The sequence below is a fragment of the Streptomyces sp. NPDC002958 genome (assembly GCF_055563255.1).
In genome coordinates, this window is sequence record NZ_JBVHDS010000045.1 from 1 (window position 1) to 14,149 (window position 14,149).

Genomic DNA, 14,149 nt, shown 5'->3' on the forward strand with positions numbered 1-14,149 from the left:
CCACCGGCCAGGCGGGATTTTCCCCCCTCCCGGCTCGCCCGGGCACTGACGCAGACCCTGCGTGAGATCACCGAACGTCTCCTGGCACCAAGACGGTTACGGTCCAACCCGCGAGTGATCAAACGCAAAATGTCCAACTGGCCGCTCAAACGCACCGAACACAACAACCGACCCCGCCCGGACACCCCCGTCGTCGCCCTCGTCGAGCCCACCAGAACAGCCCCAACCCCACGAGTGAAGTCCTAAAACACCGGTATTGGCCCTAGTTCCAGCTCGGTCAGGCACCGGGAGGCGCGGTAAACGCTTCAACGACGAAGCTGCCTGGCAGAGTTGGTTCCCATGTGAATGAGTACTGCGGTACCCGGAACCGATGGTCTGAGGGACCAGACTGGTACAGGATGGGGACCTGTGCTTCCAAGCCGTCGGCCGCAGTCAGGGGTACATCGGCTGACGGCCCAGCATTGGCAATGCACCTACGGGCAGAAGGAGTATTCGTGCAGCGTCGGGCCTCAATCGTGTTTGCCTGTGCGGTAGCAGTGTGTGCACTGCTCTTAGCTGCCCGGCCCCGCCGCCCGTTCGTATGCGCTGCTACGCCCAGCTCTGACGCAGGTCGTCGGCGGTGACGTGGACACCGGTCTCCTCAGCCAGCTCCCGGGAAGCCGCCGCGCGGCTCGTCTCCCCGGGGCATGGTGAAAGGCTCCGCAGGGGCTGACGCCCCTTCACCACAGGAGCCTGCAAACCGCGCAAACCTCACAGGTCGGGATACTGGGTAGCCCAATTTCTGACCGGTCACGGACGCAGCGATGAGCTTTCCCGGCCCGGCAAGTCTTACCACCGTTGTCGACAACACAGGAGGAACACGTGGCTCAGCTACTGAGAGTCCAGAACTTCAACGTCTCGAGTGACGGAATCGGTGCCGGTGAGGACCAGACCCTCGAGAGGCCATTCGGTCATGCCGAGCCCGAGAGACTGTTTGCCTGGGCCGGCGCCACGGCGAGCTGGCCCATGCGCACCGACCCCGGGGGCAGCCGGGGCCTGGACGACTACCTCACGCGGGACTACGCCCGCAACGTCGGCGCCGAGATCATGGGCCGTAACAAGTTCGGGCCCCAGCGGGGGCCCTGGCACAACCACGAGTGGCAGGGCTGGTGGGGTGACGAGCCCCCGTTCCGCACCCCGGTGTTCGTCCTGACCCACCACAAGCGTCCTTCGCTCACGCTCTCCGACACCACGTTCCACTTCGTCGACGGCGACCCTGCCACGGTCCTCAAGCAGGCCCGGGAGGCGGCGCAGGGCAAGGACGTCCGACTCGGCGGCGGGGCTACCACCATCAGGCAGTTCCTCGACGCAGACCTCGTCGACACGCTGCACGTGGCGGTCTCGCCGGTGAAGCTCGGGTCCGGAGTACGACTCTGGGAGTCCCCTGATGAGCTGCTCGACCGGTTCCACCTGGAAGTCGTTCCCAGCCCGAGCGGGGTGACGCACCACCTGTTCTGGCGAAAGTGACCGGTCCTCAGGGCTGGCCCCGGCTGGCTGTTTTGCCTCCCAGGGCTACCCTGAGGCGGGCCGTCGAGTCTCCCTTTCCCTGAGGAGTCAGCGAAGGGGAAGAAGTCCACTCCCACGACCGCGAAGGTGCGGGCTGACGCGCTGCGGATGCTGGGGTGTGTGCGGATTGCCACGATCCGGCAGATGGCTCAGGTGATCACGGCGGGCCGGTTGTCAGTGCAGGACACTACCCTGCTCCGCATGGCAGTTGACCCCGTTGACCCGATGAAGAGCGATCCCGATCGTCGGGGCGCGGAAGGCGGTCGGGAGCTGCCGACCGCCACCCAAGGAGTCGGGCAGATCCTCACCGATCTGAATCACCACGACGGCGGTCCCGACGCGTTCTGGCGGCTGCTGGAGCGCGGCACCAAGGTGCGCAGCGATCACGGCTCAGCCCGGCCCCTGACGGGCGATCAGGAGCTGTGGGAGCCGCTGCTCCACCATGGCGACCTCGTCGTCACCGGCCATCTGTATGTGCCGACGGCGATCGTGGTCACCGGCTCGCTCACCGTCGGCGGCTGCCTGTACGACCGCGAAGTCGGCTCCGTGATCGTCGTCGGCGGGAACGTGACGGCGCGCGCGGTGTTCAGCGCCGGCGACCTGCTGGTCCGGGGCGATCTCGGAGCGGACATCGTCTCCTGCGTCTGCCTCGACCCCGTACGACAGCCACGGGCACCGTCCGGGCGCGGCTGGTCCTGGAGGAGGACCCGGGGGATCGCGGGGCTGCCAGGGTGGACGCCGGCATCCACCTCGACTACGACACCTACCGCCTGGGATGGGACGACCGGGAGGGCCTGCGGGAGCAGCTGCGCGCGCTGCTGGTGGACGAGGTCTTCACCAAGGACGACGACAGCGACGGCGACGACGAGTTGCGCCTGGACCGGTACGAGCTGTTCGACCGGCTGCTGGCGGGGGAACCGGTGTTCCGCGACGACGTCCGCTGACCGGCCCGGAGCCCCGTGGGCACGGCTACGCACGGTCGTAGACGACCGTCCGGACGTCCCGGGCGCACAGCGCATCGATGACGAGGGGTACCACGCGGTCCCAGGTGTGCCGTCGGCCAGGCCGCAGCCGATGCGGGGCATGTGCACCGAGGCGGGCAGTCGTCTGGGCCCGGACTTCGCGCGGGTCACCGTCGTCGGCGGCGGTGACGTCCAGGACCACGAGGCCCGGCTCGGTGATGTGCTGCTCGTCGATACGCATGCCTCCGATGACGACGCGGTACGGCGGCCTGGTTCGTCGGCAGCCCCGCGACCGCCCGGACGGGTGACAGCCGTAGTCACGCTGCCCGCCGCAGGTCGCGGGGGTGCCACCGGGCCCGTAGACAGAGAAGGTGAAGCCCGCGGTCTGTGACAGGACGACCTGGGCTGCTGCCCCACCGGGGCCCGCGCCACCCCAGAGGGTGCAGGCCCCGGCGACACTGCACCGGGCGGGCTGAACCGGCCGGTTACTGGTCGGGCTGTCGGAGGTAGTTCTGCTGCCACTCCAGCGACGGCATGGACAGCGCGGTCTCGGCGAGGGCCTTCGCCGACGGCGTCTTGAGTGACGCGAGGCTGGTGTCGATCCAGTTCTGGGTGAGGCTGTAGCCCTGTTCCCGGTACTCCACCGCCTGGTTGAGACCTGGTCCGTGGTCACTTCGCCGTTCGGGGCGGCCCGCAGGTAGCGGCGGCCGATGTGCGGGATGTTGCCGACGCGGGTTTCCTGGCTGTCGTGGAACAGGCACATCAGCGCGACCCGGGCCGGGTCGGCGCCTTCCATCATGGCGAGGACCGAGCCGTTGATCCCGACATGGAAGAAGTGCTCGGCAACCGACTCGGGGTTCTTGTTGCCGGTGAACCACCAGCCGGTGTCGACATGCCTCCGGTTGCTCAGGTGCGGTTGTTGTCGAGAACGTAATGAACCCTGCCCAGCTCCCGGCGTGATCGTGCCGAAGCTGAACGCCGTCCAGCAGCTGGGCCGTGCGCTCGCGCAGCGGTGAGGCGAGCGGGCCGGCCGCCTGCGGCAGCCACGGCGCCACGACAAGGAGCGCGTGCAGGGAGTGTGCGTACAGGTCGACGAAGCCGGGTGCTTCGACCAGGCCGACTGCGAGGCCGCGCAGCAGGGTCAGCGCGTCCCAGCCGGCCAGGCCGCGGTCGCGCGGGACCTGCCGACTTGTACAGCGCTCCGTTCGGGTTCCTGGAGCGTGAGGACGCGGTGATCGCGCTGGCCGAGCCGGACATCGAGCCCTGTTCGATCTGTAATCCGCAGACTGGACTGCAGCCGCAGTAGATAAGGCGCCCCGGGTCAGGTGATGTCGTCCGGGGCGAGGTCGGGGCGCAGCCGGTACCAGGAGGGCTGGCGCAGCAGCCCCGCCCGGGTCCGGCTCGTGTAGCGGACCTCGCCGACCAGGCGCGGCAGGACCCATCGTGCTCCGGCCACGCCTGGTGCGTTGTCGAAGGGGCACTCGTCGATCGCGGCGACGTGGAGCAGTCCGGCGAGTGTGGTGCGCTCGGTGTCCCTCCACCCGGTACCGACGCTGCCCACATACCGCAGCCCGCCTTCATGAACGTCGCCCACCAGCAGCGCACCGGGCAGGCCGGTGAGCCGGCCTCGGCCGGGCACCCACCCGCCCACGATCACATCAATGGTCCGGACGTGCCGGATCTTGATCCACGAGCGGGACCGGACCCCGGGTTCGTACACCGATGCCAGCCGTTTCGCGATCAAGCCTTCCATCCCCGCGGTCCGGGTCATCTCCAGCGCCTGCTCGCCGTGTCCGACGACTGCCGCGGGCGTCGACCAGTGCTTCCCGTCCAGTCCCAGGTCCTCCAGGCATGTGCGGCGCTCGGTGTACGGCAGCCCGGTAAGGCTGCGGCCGACCAGGTACACGACATCGAACAGAACCAGATGCGCCGGCACCAACCGTGCCATCCGGGCGGCCTTCGGTGCGGAGGTCAGTCCCATGCGGGACTGCAGCCGCTCGAAGTCACTGCGCCCCTCGTTGTCGAGTGCGACGATCTCGCCGTCCAGGACCGCGGGCCGGCCGAGCACGGACCCGAGTGCCGCGAGTTCCGGGTAGCCGGCGGTGATGTCCGCCCCGGACCGGGACCGCAGGATCGTGCTTCCGTCGCCCGGCAGGTAGACGATGGCCCGCTGCCCGTCCTGCTTCACCTCGAACGCCCACCGGTCCTCCACGGCCACGGGCGGCAGACTGCCCGGCGTCGCAAGCATCGGAGCGGTCCGCGGCAACCTCATGACCATCCCGCTTCGCGCCTGCTCAGGACGCACTGCGCTTCCTCTCGGCCGCGGTCTTCTTCGTGGTGGTCTTCTTCGCCGTGCGCTTCTTCCCGGCCGTGGTCTTCTTCTCGGTGGCTTTCCTGGCCGGGGCGGCCTTCTTGCGCGGCTGCATGCTGTGCACGGTGGCGTCCTGGTCGTGCTCGCCGCGCGATTCCCTGGCCGCCTTGACGGAGGCGTTCAGGGCAGCCATCAGGTCGACGACCTTCCCGGATTCCCGCTCCTCCTCGTCCCCGGCGGGCCCCGGGAGCTCGGTGCCCTCCGACTTTGCCTCGATCAGCTCCTCCAGGGCGTCGCGGTACTCATCCCGGAAACCGGAGATGTCATCGAGGGCCATGGTGTCGGTGAGCTGGACAGCACGCTCGATCTCCTCGTCGGCCAAGTCGACATCCTTGGGCTTGAGGGACTCGGGGCTGCGGATCTCGTCGGGCCACCGCATCGCGTGCAGCACGATCGCGTCGTCGCGTACCCGGAGCAGACCGAGGCGCTCGCGGTTGTGCCACGCGAATTTGGCGACGGCGACCTTGTCGGAGCGCTCCAGCGCCTTGCGGAGCAACGTGTACGGCTTGGCCGCTACCCGTCCGTCGATCGCGAGGTAGTAGCTGTCGCTGATCCGGATCGGGTCGATGCTGTCGGCGTCGACGAACGCCACGATCTCGATCGCCTTCGCGGTGGGCAGCGGCATCTCGTCGAGCTCTTCATCGGTGACCGGGACGAGCTCGTCCTTCGCGACCTCGTAGCCCTTGCCGATCTCCTCCTGCGGCACGACCTCGTCCTCGATCGAGCAGACCTTGCGCGTGCGGACCCTGCCCATGTCCTCCAGATGGACCTGGTGGAAGTGGATCCCATGGTCCTCGGTCGCGCTGATGACCTTGATCGGGATGGTGACCAGGCCAAAGCTGACTGCTCCGGTCCACAAGGGCCTCGGCATACGTACCTCCAGGCCTCCCAGGCGGGTAGTGGGACGGGAAGCGGACCAGCGCGCCGGGAAGGAATGCGCGCTGACGCCGCGCGGAGACAGGGGCGCGGCCGGGTCACCTCCCGTACTCCGATCCTTGTGCGGGTCGGGCGTGATCGCATCACAAAGACGCCGTCCGGCGCGCGGCCGGAGCGGCCACGCCGACAGAGCGGGCCGGCTCTCCGGGCTCTGCTGTGTTCCAGCCGATTTCAGGCGGTCCTGCGTATCCCCGCGATGAGCGGGCTGTCTGGTGCGCATTGAGAGGTCGTGCGGATAGGCGTGCGGTCACGGTCGGCGGTGTGGACGTTCGTCCCAGCGGTGAGTCGTCCTGCCGGATCAGGCTGCGCACGGTGATGATCGTGTCGGAGGTCGAAGAATGCGTCGATGACGGTGGTGCGACGTTCGTAGCAGCGCGAGCCGGTAGAAGGTGTTCTGCGTGGGTGCGTTCGGAGCCGTCCACGGCGATCTGGTCGAGGACGAGGCCGACAATCCGGTCGTAGGAGTCGAGCGCGATCTGCTTGAGCGCAGTCATGCCCCTGGTACGGCCTGCGCGGGATGTTCGGGCCGATGTCCTTGGGTGCCTTGGGATTCGGGCCCGGTGTTCAGTGACCGCCTGCCCCAGGTGCAGCGGACGGCTTCCTGCGCGACGCTGGATGGAGGCATCTGACTCTCGGGAGAGCCATGATCATCAAAGTGCTGCACGAGAAGGGTCTGAAGTCCGAGCACGCGTACTGCGCCGGCTTCCTTTCCGTCGGTCTGGCCGTTGCCTCGTGGGCCGGGTCGTTGAAAGCGGAGTGCCGCGGGACGGAGCGTGCAGATCACTGGGGCATCTTCATCGGCGAGTGGGCGCCGACCTTCTTCGCTATCGGTCTGGCCCTCGCCAATTACGAGCACGACGACCAGGAGACCCCATCTGACGCGCTGCACACCGTGGCCGACTGACAGCCCATGTCGCAGTCGTCGTGATCGGCCATCGTGAAGCCCTCACCCGAGTCGGTGAGCTTCGGGTCCGAGGTGGTTGAGGGTTCCGGCTTCGTCGTCGAAGGCTTACGAACGGGCGCCGTTCGGTGGTGCGAGCTTGTGCCACGTGGGCCCGTCGTTCAGCCGCAGTCGTTGCTGTAGGTCTTCAGGGAGCGGGGCAGGCGAGGATTGACCGCAAGGCATTTGTCGCCTCCGCCTGCCTTCCAGCCTCGCCAAGCCCTGGCGCAGCCGACGCCACGCCCAGGACTGCATCATGATTCAGGCCGGGGGCGCACCGTCGCGACCTGCGCGGCGAAGGCACCGAAACCGATCCGCATCCGAAACTGAGGCCTCGGTGGAACGTCGCAGGTAGACCGCGGTGGCGGCCGCCACGGCCGGGGGCGAATCCTCACCGGTTCGCTTTCCCGCCGGCGCCCCGAACGACACCTCCGTCATCCGCGACCCGGATGGCGCGCTCTTCGCTGTGTCCGACATTTGACGAGGGCCACGCCACCTAGCGTACTCACGCCGACCGAGCCGCCAGCCGGGTACGCGGCCGGTCGCGGCGCACCGTCCGGATAAACCACCCCTTGTGGCGCGAGTGGAACGCTGGGGGTGAGCGTGTTCGCCGGCGCGAGGGCGGACGCATGCCGCCCACTGCACCCAGAGAACCGCGCCCGACGCGTGCGGGCGGCCCGCTACACGCGCCTGGACTGCCTCACGGGACCCCTCTCCGGCCGCCCACTTGTGACAGCGCAGCCGACGGATCGTCACCTGGACGGCCACACCGTATGCGTGTTGAAGGGTCTCCGGGTGTTCGTTGTGGAACGGTGAGCTGCCTTCAGTTCACCGTTCCACAAAATCGGAGGGATTTAACCCTTATGGGACACGGCGGCAATGTGATCGCGGAACTCACCACCGACCACCGCGAGGTCGACGAACTGTTCGCGAAGATCGAGGCTCAGCCGGCCGGCGATGAGCAGCGCCGGAAGCTGGCCGATGAGCTCACCATCGAACTGGTACGCCACGCCGTCGCAGAGGAGATGTACCTGTACCCGGCCGTGCGCAGGCACGTTGAAGACGGAGACGTGATCGCGGACAAGGAGCTCTCCGATCACGCCCAGGTGGAACAACACCTCAAGGACCTGGAGGGCATGGCTGCGGACGACCCGCAGTTCGAACCTCTGGTGGCGCAGCTGAAGCTCGAGGTGAGCGAGCACGTGCGCGATGAGGAAGGCCGGTTGTTCCCCCTGCTCGCCGCGGCCTGCACACCCGCAGCTTTGGACGAACTGGGCGACAAGGTACGCACAGCGAAGAAGACGGCCCCCACCCGCCCGCACCCCTCCGCCCCGGACACCCCGCCCGGCAACAAGCTGCTGGGCCCCGGCGTCGGGCTGGTGGACCGGGCCCGCGACCTGCTGACCGGCCGCGGCAAGGGCTGAGCACACACAGCCCCTGACGTTCCCGGCCGATCGGCCGGACCAGGAACAGTGACAAAGGAGAGCGGACGATGACTACTGCACGAGAGATCATGACCGAGGGCGCCGAATGCATCGGCGCTGACGAGCCGGTCCTGCTCGCGGCCCGGAAGATGACTGAAATGGGCGTCGGCGCGCTCCCGATCTGCGGCACGGACGACAAGCTCAAGGGTGTTCTCACCGACCGGGACATCGTGATCAAGGTCCTGGGGGCCGGCAAGGACCCGGCGTCGACCACCGCCGGCGAACTCGCCCAGAGCGAAGCCGTAACGATCGGCGCCGACGACGACGCCACCGAGATCATGCGCACCATGAGCACACACAAGGTCCGCCGACTGCCGGTCATCGACGGCCACCGCCTGGTCGGCATGGTCGCCCAGGCCGACGTGGCCCGCGCCCTGCCCAACCCCCAGGTAGGCGACCTACTGGAAGCGCTCTCCACCGACTGAACGGCTCGCGGCCCCAGGGAGCATCTGTCGCTGCCGGAGCCGAGCGCGTCAGCAGGTCCGGGTTCCATGGCCGTACGCCAGAGCCCCAAGGCGAGTTTGGCGGCGGCGGTTCGTACCTGGCTGGCCGACGGCGTGCGGCGGGTCGGGCCCCCGCCGCCGCCATCCATCCCCAGAGTGAAAGTCAACCGGCACGCTCCATCGATGGCGTAGTTGCCGGACGAGCGCCGGCAGGGAACGGACAGGAGATGGCGGTGGCATGACGGGCTCGGCACTCATCGTCATCGACATGATCAACACCTATGAGCACAGGGACGCGGAACTTTTGCTGCCCGTCGCTACGGCGGCGGTGCCCGGGATCGTTTCGTTGCTCAGCCGCGCCCGCGCGGCCGGGACCCCGGTGATCTACGCCAACGACAACTGGGGACAGTGGCGCTCCCACCACGGCGAGCTGCTCGACGAGACCCTGGCGACGCCGCACGCCGCTCTCGTGGAGCCGCTGCGGCCGGACGCGGAGTCCCTGATGGACGGCACGAGAGCTGTCGGCGCTGTCAGGGGGTGGGGCTACGGTACGTCGTCGTGGACATTGGTGATCTTGACTATCGGGTCCGGACGCAGTCCGGCTGCATCCCGCCGCATCTGGTCTCCCGGCTTCTCGAGCTCGGCCATGCCGAGGAGGTGGAGTTGTGGGCCGGTCGTGGTGAGTGGTTCTGCGCGCAGGGGTGGGCGCGGCTGTTGGCCGGTCAGGGCCGCGAGGAGCAGGCGCTGGAGGTGCTCGCCCCCTACGTCGCGACGGGTTGGTGGACGGCTGTCAGGAGCACGGCGGAACTGCTGGAGAGCTGGGGGCGGGCCGACGAGGCGATCGCGCTGTCCCGATCACGCATGGAGGCCGGGCACCCGCTGGCACTGGAATTCCACGCACGGCTGCTCGCCCGCCACGGCCGGGGCGACGAGGCATTCGACCTGCTGCGGCCCCACATTCAGGACTGGCTCATCGCCGCGGCCCTGACCGACGTCGCGGACAGCGCCGGCCGGGACGACGAAGCGGCTGCGCTGCTCGCTGCCCAGATCCCGGACGAGCACCGGTGCGACGCCCCGTGGTGCTGCCGCGGCCTCGACCCCGACATGGCGATCGGACTGCTCGCCGCGATCCGTGAACGCCAGGGCCGCATCGACGACGCCATCGCCCTGCTGCGCACCCAGGATAAGACCTCGCTCAACAACCGGGACCAGCTGGCCGACCTGCTGGCCCGGCAGGACCGGATCGAAGAACTGAGGACGTACGCGGCGACCGAGCCTTTCGGAATCGCCGCCCGGCGTCTGGCGGAGCTGCTGGAGGAGCGCGACGACGTGGAGGGCGCGATCGCCGTGTACCGGCAGGCCGGTGACGCGTCCTTCTGCTCAAGGAACGTGGCAGTGGATCTCGCACAATTCCTGGCGCGCCACGGCCGGGGCGAGGAGGCGGTTGCGGTGATGCGCGCCCAGGCCGATGCTCCTGGCGGAGCCGAGGACTGGGTCGTCCACGTGCTCTGCACGCTCTATACCGACCAGGGCCGCCCCCAGGACGGCCTGGCCTACCTCGACGCCCTCAAGGCACGTTGTCACGGTGAGGAGGAGTGGGAGCTCTTCTGGATCCGGCTCCCGCTGCTGGCCGCCTGTGACCGGGTTGACGAAGCGGTCGAGCAGGCCAGGACACATCCTGAAGGCGACACCCGGTACGCGGTGTCGCACGTTGCCAGGCAAACTGGTCGGCACGATCGGCCACGCCGCCCTGAGCGACCTCCTGCCCGCCCACCGACGGCGACGAGTGAAGGCCCGCACACGCAAGAACCCCACCAGCAAGTACGGACCGAACACCGGACAGCACCCTCAGAAGGCCCAGAACTACACCGTCCACACCACCGTCGCATTCTTCGCCCACGGCCTCAATAGCCGCCCACGGCGCTAACGCAACGGTGTTGAGGCCGGCGGCCTCACGTGATCTCGAGCTCAAGCTCCTTGATCTTCCCGGTGGTCGATACCTCGGCGGTGACGCACTCGTCGTCCCCCACCCCAGCGTCCTTGGCGACCTTCACGAATTCCCTCAGCTCCACGCAACGGACTGGACGAACTACGTCAAACGCGACTGGACTGGCTACATCAGCAGCCGCGAAGCGACAGCTAAGAAGTCGGTGCCTCTTGCTCGTGAGCACCGGCATCATGGTCGTCGGTAGATTCATGCGCGAGAGAACGAGTGCGACGGGTGTCTGGAGACGGGCAGGCGGATCTGACGGAGCTGCGGCAGCAGCGTTGGCCCAGTTGCCCGCCGGTTGGGTACAAGCTCAGGGGCCCGTATCGGGATGTCTGGGTACGTTTTCACAGCCTGCCGGAATCGAAGCGGTACGCGGAGAGGACGAGAGCGAGTACACCGTCGTCCTGGAGCGTTACAACACCGTCCTCGATGAGCTGTTCGCTGGTGCGGACGTGTATGTGATCACACCGCTCTGGACGACCGAAGCAGAAGTTCCACGATCGCAGGCCGTCACCGGGTATTGGCAGAGCCTGCTGGTGGAGGACGATCCTGACCCTGCGTTCCGCACGTACTGCCACCTCTTCGCCGCCCGCCGGCCCTGGCGCGTGGCGTCAAGCTCACCGCCGATCAGCTCGCCGCCCTCGCCGCGCTGGGCATGGACTGGGCGGGCCCGGCGCCGACCCCCCAGGCCGCTCCGGCCGGCCTCTGACCGCTTCCCGCATCCATCGGACCCCGGGCCTCTTGAGGCTCGGGGTCCGATGCTGTTCCCGTGCGCCAGCCTTTCGGATCCGAGCGGCCGGGAGTCCTGAAGTTTGCCGACGGGGCGGTCCGCCGTCTGGAGGGGGTTGGGTAGGTAGTCGAAGCTTCACCAGGTCTGGAAAGAGTCCCTCAGTGAAGTAGTCGGCGTGATCGGCTCCCCTTGACCGTATGGCCTGACCTGCGTCGTTGTCCGGTCACCGTACGGGCGTGAGGCGCTCTGTAAAGCGCCCCGCCAGGCGCCCTGGTGAACGCCCTCGTGAACGCCCTGCATGGCGCCCTGCCAGGCGCCCCGACGTCAGCCCCGATGGTCAGCTGCGCGTCCCCGATGTGGCGCGGGCCTGCAACGCGAGGTGCAACACGGGAGCCCACGGACCCCGTTCCGGGGCATCACCGCAGGTCAGGGGTGTAACGCGCGGCGATGTTTCACTGGCTGCGTTGCAGTGCCAAGGGCTGGTGTTGCAGTCGGCGGCACCGGGCAGAAGGGAAGCTCTGCGAGGCCGGGACCGGCGCTGACAGACTCGGATGCGTCGTGATCACCGAACGTCGACGGAGGACGTGTTGAGCCAGCAGGAGCAGCCCTGGCAGCCGGGCCCCAAGGATCTGCCCTTCACCACTCACTTGATCAACCCGCACGGCGACCGCCATCTCGGCTTCAACGATGTTGAAGGCCGGTACTACCGGCTGTGGCAGCACAAGGCTCCCGAGCGGCTCCACACCGGTGACGCCATCTTCCTGCGGCCCAGCGACATCAACCAGATCATCAGCTACGCCATGATCTGGGTCCGCAACCACCCCGAGGATCCCCGCGGCTACGAGCTCATCGACGAAGTCGCCGCCGGTGCGAAGGCAATCGTCATGCACTTCGCCCAGGCCGCCCAGCATCCGGTGCAGGGTTAGGACGTCCCTGCCGCCGCGCCCCAGCCCCGGACGAAGGAGGCCAGGGCGCGGCGCTGTTCTTCCTGCCGGGCGGTCTGCTGCGCGAGGACCTGGCAACGCGCGCCGAAAGACCGACGGAACCTCGGGGCGAACTTCCGAGGACCCTCGTAGGGAAGGTGTCGGCGCGGCCCAGCGTCGCCGCAAATCCCCGACCGCGCAGCTCAACCCCCTTGACCAAGACCCACACCCAACCGCCCTTGGGGCGCCTCGTAGAGCACCTCGTGCGACGTCTCGTAGGGCGCCTCGTACGGCGTCTCGTAGGGCGCCTCGTACGGCGTCTCGTAGGGCGTCTCGTAGGGCGCCCCGCTCAAGATGTCAGACCCGGGACCGGCTGTGCGCTCCCCCAGCGCAGCCCGTGCCGCATGGTGCGGTCATCCACGCCTGGCTCTGTTCACTTCATGCGACAGCGTTTATCGGCTGGTTTCAGCAGCAGTTGGGTCCCGGCGCGCGTGCGAATGTTCATGAGATTTGACGGCACGGTGCTCGCGTAGTTGCTCCGGTGCGATGATCACTCGGCGGCTTCGCGACCGCGGCACGCCATCCGGCGGGCCCGGGCCGCACCGCAGTAGCGAACTGACGGAAGGGATTTGGCGTGCGCAGACTCGTCCACTACATCGCCACCACTCTCGATGGCTTCATCGCGGGTCCGGACGGCGCGGACCCCACCGGCCCGAACGGCTTCTGGCCTATACCGGAGGACTACATTCAGCACCTCGTGGCCGAGTACCCGGAGACGCTGCCCGTCCAGGCCCGGCAGGCACTGTCCGTCACGGCGGGGGGCACGCACTTCGACACCGTGCTCGAGGGGCGGCGCAGCTACGAGATCGGTCTTGCGGCCGGGATCACCGACGCCTACCCCCACCTGCGGCACCTGGTATTTTCCCGGACCCTGACCGCGAGCCCGGACCCGGCCGTCGAACTGGTCGCCGACGACCCGGTGGCGACCGTGCGGGAGCTCAAGCAGCTGGACGGCAAGGACATCTGGCTGCTCGGCGGCGCCGAGCTGGCGGGCTCCCTGTACACCGAGATCGACACACTGATCCTCAAGGTCGGCCCGCTGACCATCGGCGACGGAATCCCTCTGTTCTCCCGCAAGGCCGCCTTCGACCCGCGCACCTGGACCCTCACCGACCACACCGCCCTCAAGAGCGGCGCAGTGTTCCTCACCTACACGCGCGTCACCAGCTGAGCCCCCCGGGCAGGCGGCGCTGCGCGAGGCCGGGTGCCGGCGCGCTCGGAGGGCCACGTAAGCGCTACCGCAGCCGCAAGCCATGGCCGTGGAAGGCTGCAGTGAATGCGGCGGGGGCGCCCCGAGTCGGCCGCGTGCGGCTCGACGTGCGACATCTGCAGTACGGCCAGGCCGCTTCACCAGGAACACGCCGATGCTGTCCTGGCAAGTACCCCGCTGACGTCAAAACTCGTGGACACCACCCGACGGTGGATCTGGGCGCCTCCCAAACCGAGGAACAGCTGACTTCACGACTCGTGAACAAAGCCACACCCCATTACCTGGGCATCGGTGGGGCCGGTCATCCTCGGGCTGCGGGGTGGCCCGACGTCGCTCTTCAAAGTGTTCTTCCGGGCTCTGCGCGAGTGGCGCCGCCGGCACGGGACATCACCGTGGTTGGCTTCGTCCTGGACGACGCCAGGCCACGCTGGCGGTCGTCTGGGATCTGAGGGATGGCGGTTTCAGAAGGTGTCTCTTTTCCGAATCTGATGTGCGAGTTTCTGCTGGTCAGTCGTGGTTGCTTCGTGTTCCAGGCAGGCTGAGGCCGTCGTGTTC

General features: G+C 68.2%; 13 protein-coding genes and 4 pseudogenes. 11 read left to right on the top strand and 6 right to left on the bottom strand.

Features of this window, described 5'->3' with window-relative positions; translation table 11 throughout:
- Window positions 1–861 precede the first annotated feature (861 nt).
- Entirely contained in the window at window positions 862–1,506 is a 645-nt protein-coding gene (locus ACZ3IC_RS33065; RefSeq protein WP_467422272.1) for a dihydrofolate reductase family protein, read from the top strand.
- Window positions 1,507–2,276: 770 nt separating this feature from the next.
- Window positions 2,277–2,489 (top strand): hypothetical protein, encoded by a 213-nt coding sequence (locus tag ACZ3IC_RS33070; protein WP_467422274.1) that lies wholly within the window; start codon window positions 2,277–2,279, stop codon window positions 2,487–2,489.
- Window positions 2,490–2,514: 25 nt separating this feature from the next.
- On the opposite strand, the gene ACZ3IC_RS33075 is transcribed toward ACZ3IC_RS33070, so the two are convergent.
- Together ACZ3IC_RS33075 and ACZ3IC_RS33080 are read right to left on the bottom strand one after the other, a co-directional pair.
- Window positions 2,515–2,748 carry a DUF6207 family protein gene (locus tag ACZ3IC_RS33075; RefSeq protein ID WP_467422277.1) on the bottom strand — a complete coding sequence of 78 codons (234 nt, stop codon included), beginning with the start codon at window positions 2,746–2,748 and terminating at the stop codon, window positions 2,515–2,517.
- A 244-nt stretch (window positions 2,749–2,992) separates the two neighbouring features.
- Window positions 2,993–3,417, bottom strand: a pseudogene (locus ACZ3IC_RS33080) (HD domain-containing protein).
- 279 nt (window positions 3,418–3,696) lie between these two features.
- On the opposite strand from ACZ3IC_RS33080, the gene ACZ3IC_RS33085 reads away from it, so the two are divergent.
- On the top strand, window positions 3,697–3,813 hold the full coding sequence (locus ACZ3IC_RS33085; protein ID WP_467422279.1) for a DUF6233 domain-containing protein: 117 nt from the start codon (window positions 3,697–3,699) through the stop codon (window positions 3,811–3,813).
- 15 nt (window positions 3,814–3,828) lie between these two features.
- On the opposite strand, the gene ACZ3IC_RS33090 is transcribed toward ACZ3IC_RS33085, so the two are convergent.
- The 3 genes and pseudogenes from ACZ3IC_RS33090 to ACZ3IC_RS33100 form a co-directional block, all read right to left on the bottom strand.
- The gene (locus ACZ3IC_RS33090; RefSeq protein WP_467422282.1) at window positions 3,829–4,779 is read right to left on the bottom strand and encodes an ATP-dependent DNA ligase; all 951 of its coding nucleotides are present in this window, start codon (window positions 4,777–4,779) and stop codon (window positions 3,829–3,831) included.
- A gap of 22 nt (window positions 4,780–4,801) precedes the next feature.
- The gene (ku, locus tag ACZ3IC_RS33095) at window positions 4,802–5,749 is read right to left on the bottom strand and encodes a non-homologous end joining protein Ku (RefSeq protein WP_467422284.1); all 948 of its coding nucleotides are present in this window, start codon (window positions 5,747–5,749) and stop codon (window positions 4,802–4,804) included.
- Window positions 5,750–6,061: 312 nt separating this feature from the next.
- Window positions 6,062–6,211 (bottom strand): annotated as a pseudogene (locus ACZ3IC_RS33100) (IS5/IS1182 family transposase); the annotation flags it as partial.
- A 246-nt stretch (window positions 6,212–6,457) separates the two neighbouring features.
- Between ACZ3IC_RS33100 and ACZ3IC_RS33105 the strand changes: the two are divergent.
- From ACZ3IC_RS33105 to ACZ3IC_RS33135, 7 genes and pseudogenes are all read left to right on the top strand, one after another.
- Complete coding sequence (locus ACZ3IC_RS33105) at window positions 6,458–6,718, top strand: hypothetical protein (protein ID WP_467422286.1); 261 nt, start codon at window positions 6,458–6,460, stop codon at window positions 6,716–6,718.
- Window positions 6,719–7,617: 899 nt separating this feature from the next.
- Window positions 7,618–8,178: a hemerythrin domain-containing protein gene (locus ACZ3IC_RS33110; protein WP_467422289.1), complete on the top strand. Its 561-nt coding sequence runs from the start codon at window positions 7,618–7,620 to the stop codon at window positions 8,176–8,178.
- 68 nt (window positions 8,179–8,246) lie between these two features.
- Window positions 8,247–8,663 (top strand): CBS domain-containing protein, encoded by a 417-nt coding sequence (locus tag ACZ3IC_RS33115; protein ID WP_467422290.1) that lies wholly within the window; start codon window positions 8,247–8,249, stop codon window positions 8,661–8,663.
- 256 nt (window positions 8,664–8,919) lie between these two features.
- Window positions 8,920–9,183, top strand: a pseudogene (locus tag ACZ3IC_RS33120) (isochorismatase family protein); the annotation flags it as partial.
- Window positions 9,184–9,239: 56 nt separating this feature from the next.
- On the top strand, window positions 9,240–10,592 hold the full coding sequence (locus tag ACZ3IC_RS33125) for a tetratricopeptide repeat protein (RefSeq protein ID WP_467422292.1): 1,353 nt from the start codon (window positions 9,240–9,242) through the stop codon (window positions 10,590–10,592).
- 310 nt (window positions 10,593–10,902) lie between these two features.
- Window positions 10,903–11,480, top strand: a pseudogene (locus tag ACZ3IC_RS33130) (DUF3885 domain-containing protein).
- Window positions 11,481–11,988: 508 nt separating this feature from the next.
- Entirely contained in the window at window positions 11,989–12,327 is a 339-nt protein-coding gene (locus ACZ3IC_RS33135; protein ID WP_467422294.1) for a hypothetical protein, read from the top strand.
- 200 nt (window positions 12,328–12,527) lie between these two features.
- On the opposite strand, the gene ACZ3IC_RS33140 is transcribed toward ACZ3IC_RS33135, so the two are convergent.
- Window positions 12,528–12,677, bottom strand: coding sequence for a hypothetical protein (locus tag ACZ3IC_RS33140; RefSeq protein ID WP_467422296.1), 150 nt, complete (start codon window positions 12,675–12,677; stop codon window positions 12,528–12,530).
- Window positions 12,678–12,958: 281 nt separating this feature from the next.
- On the opposite strand from ACZ3IC_RS33140, the gene ACZ3IC_RS33145 reads away from it, so the two are divergent.
- The gene (locus ACZ3IC_RS33145) at window positions 12,959–13,555 is read left to right on the top strand and encodes a dihydrofolate reductase family protein (RefSeq protein ID WP_467422298.1); all 597 of its coding nucleotides are present in this window, start codon (window positions 12,959–12,961) and stop codon (window positions 13,553–13,555) included.
- Window positions 13,556–14,149 lie beyond the last annotated feature (594 nt).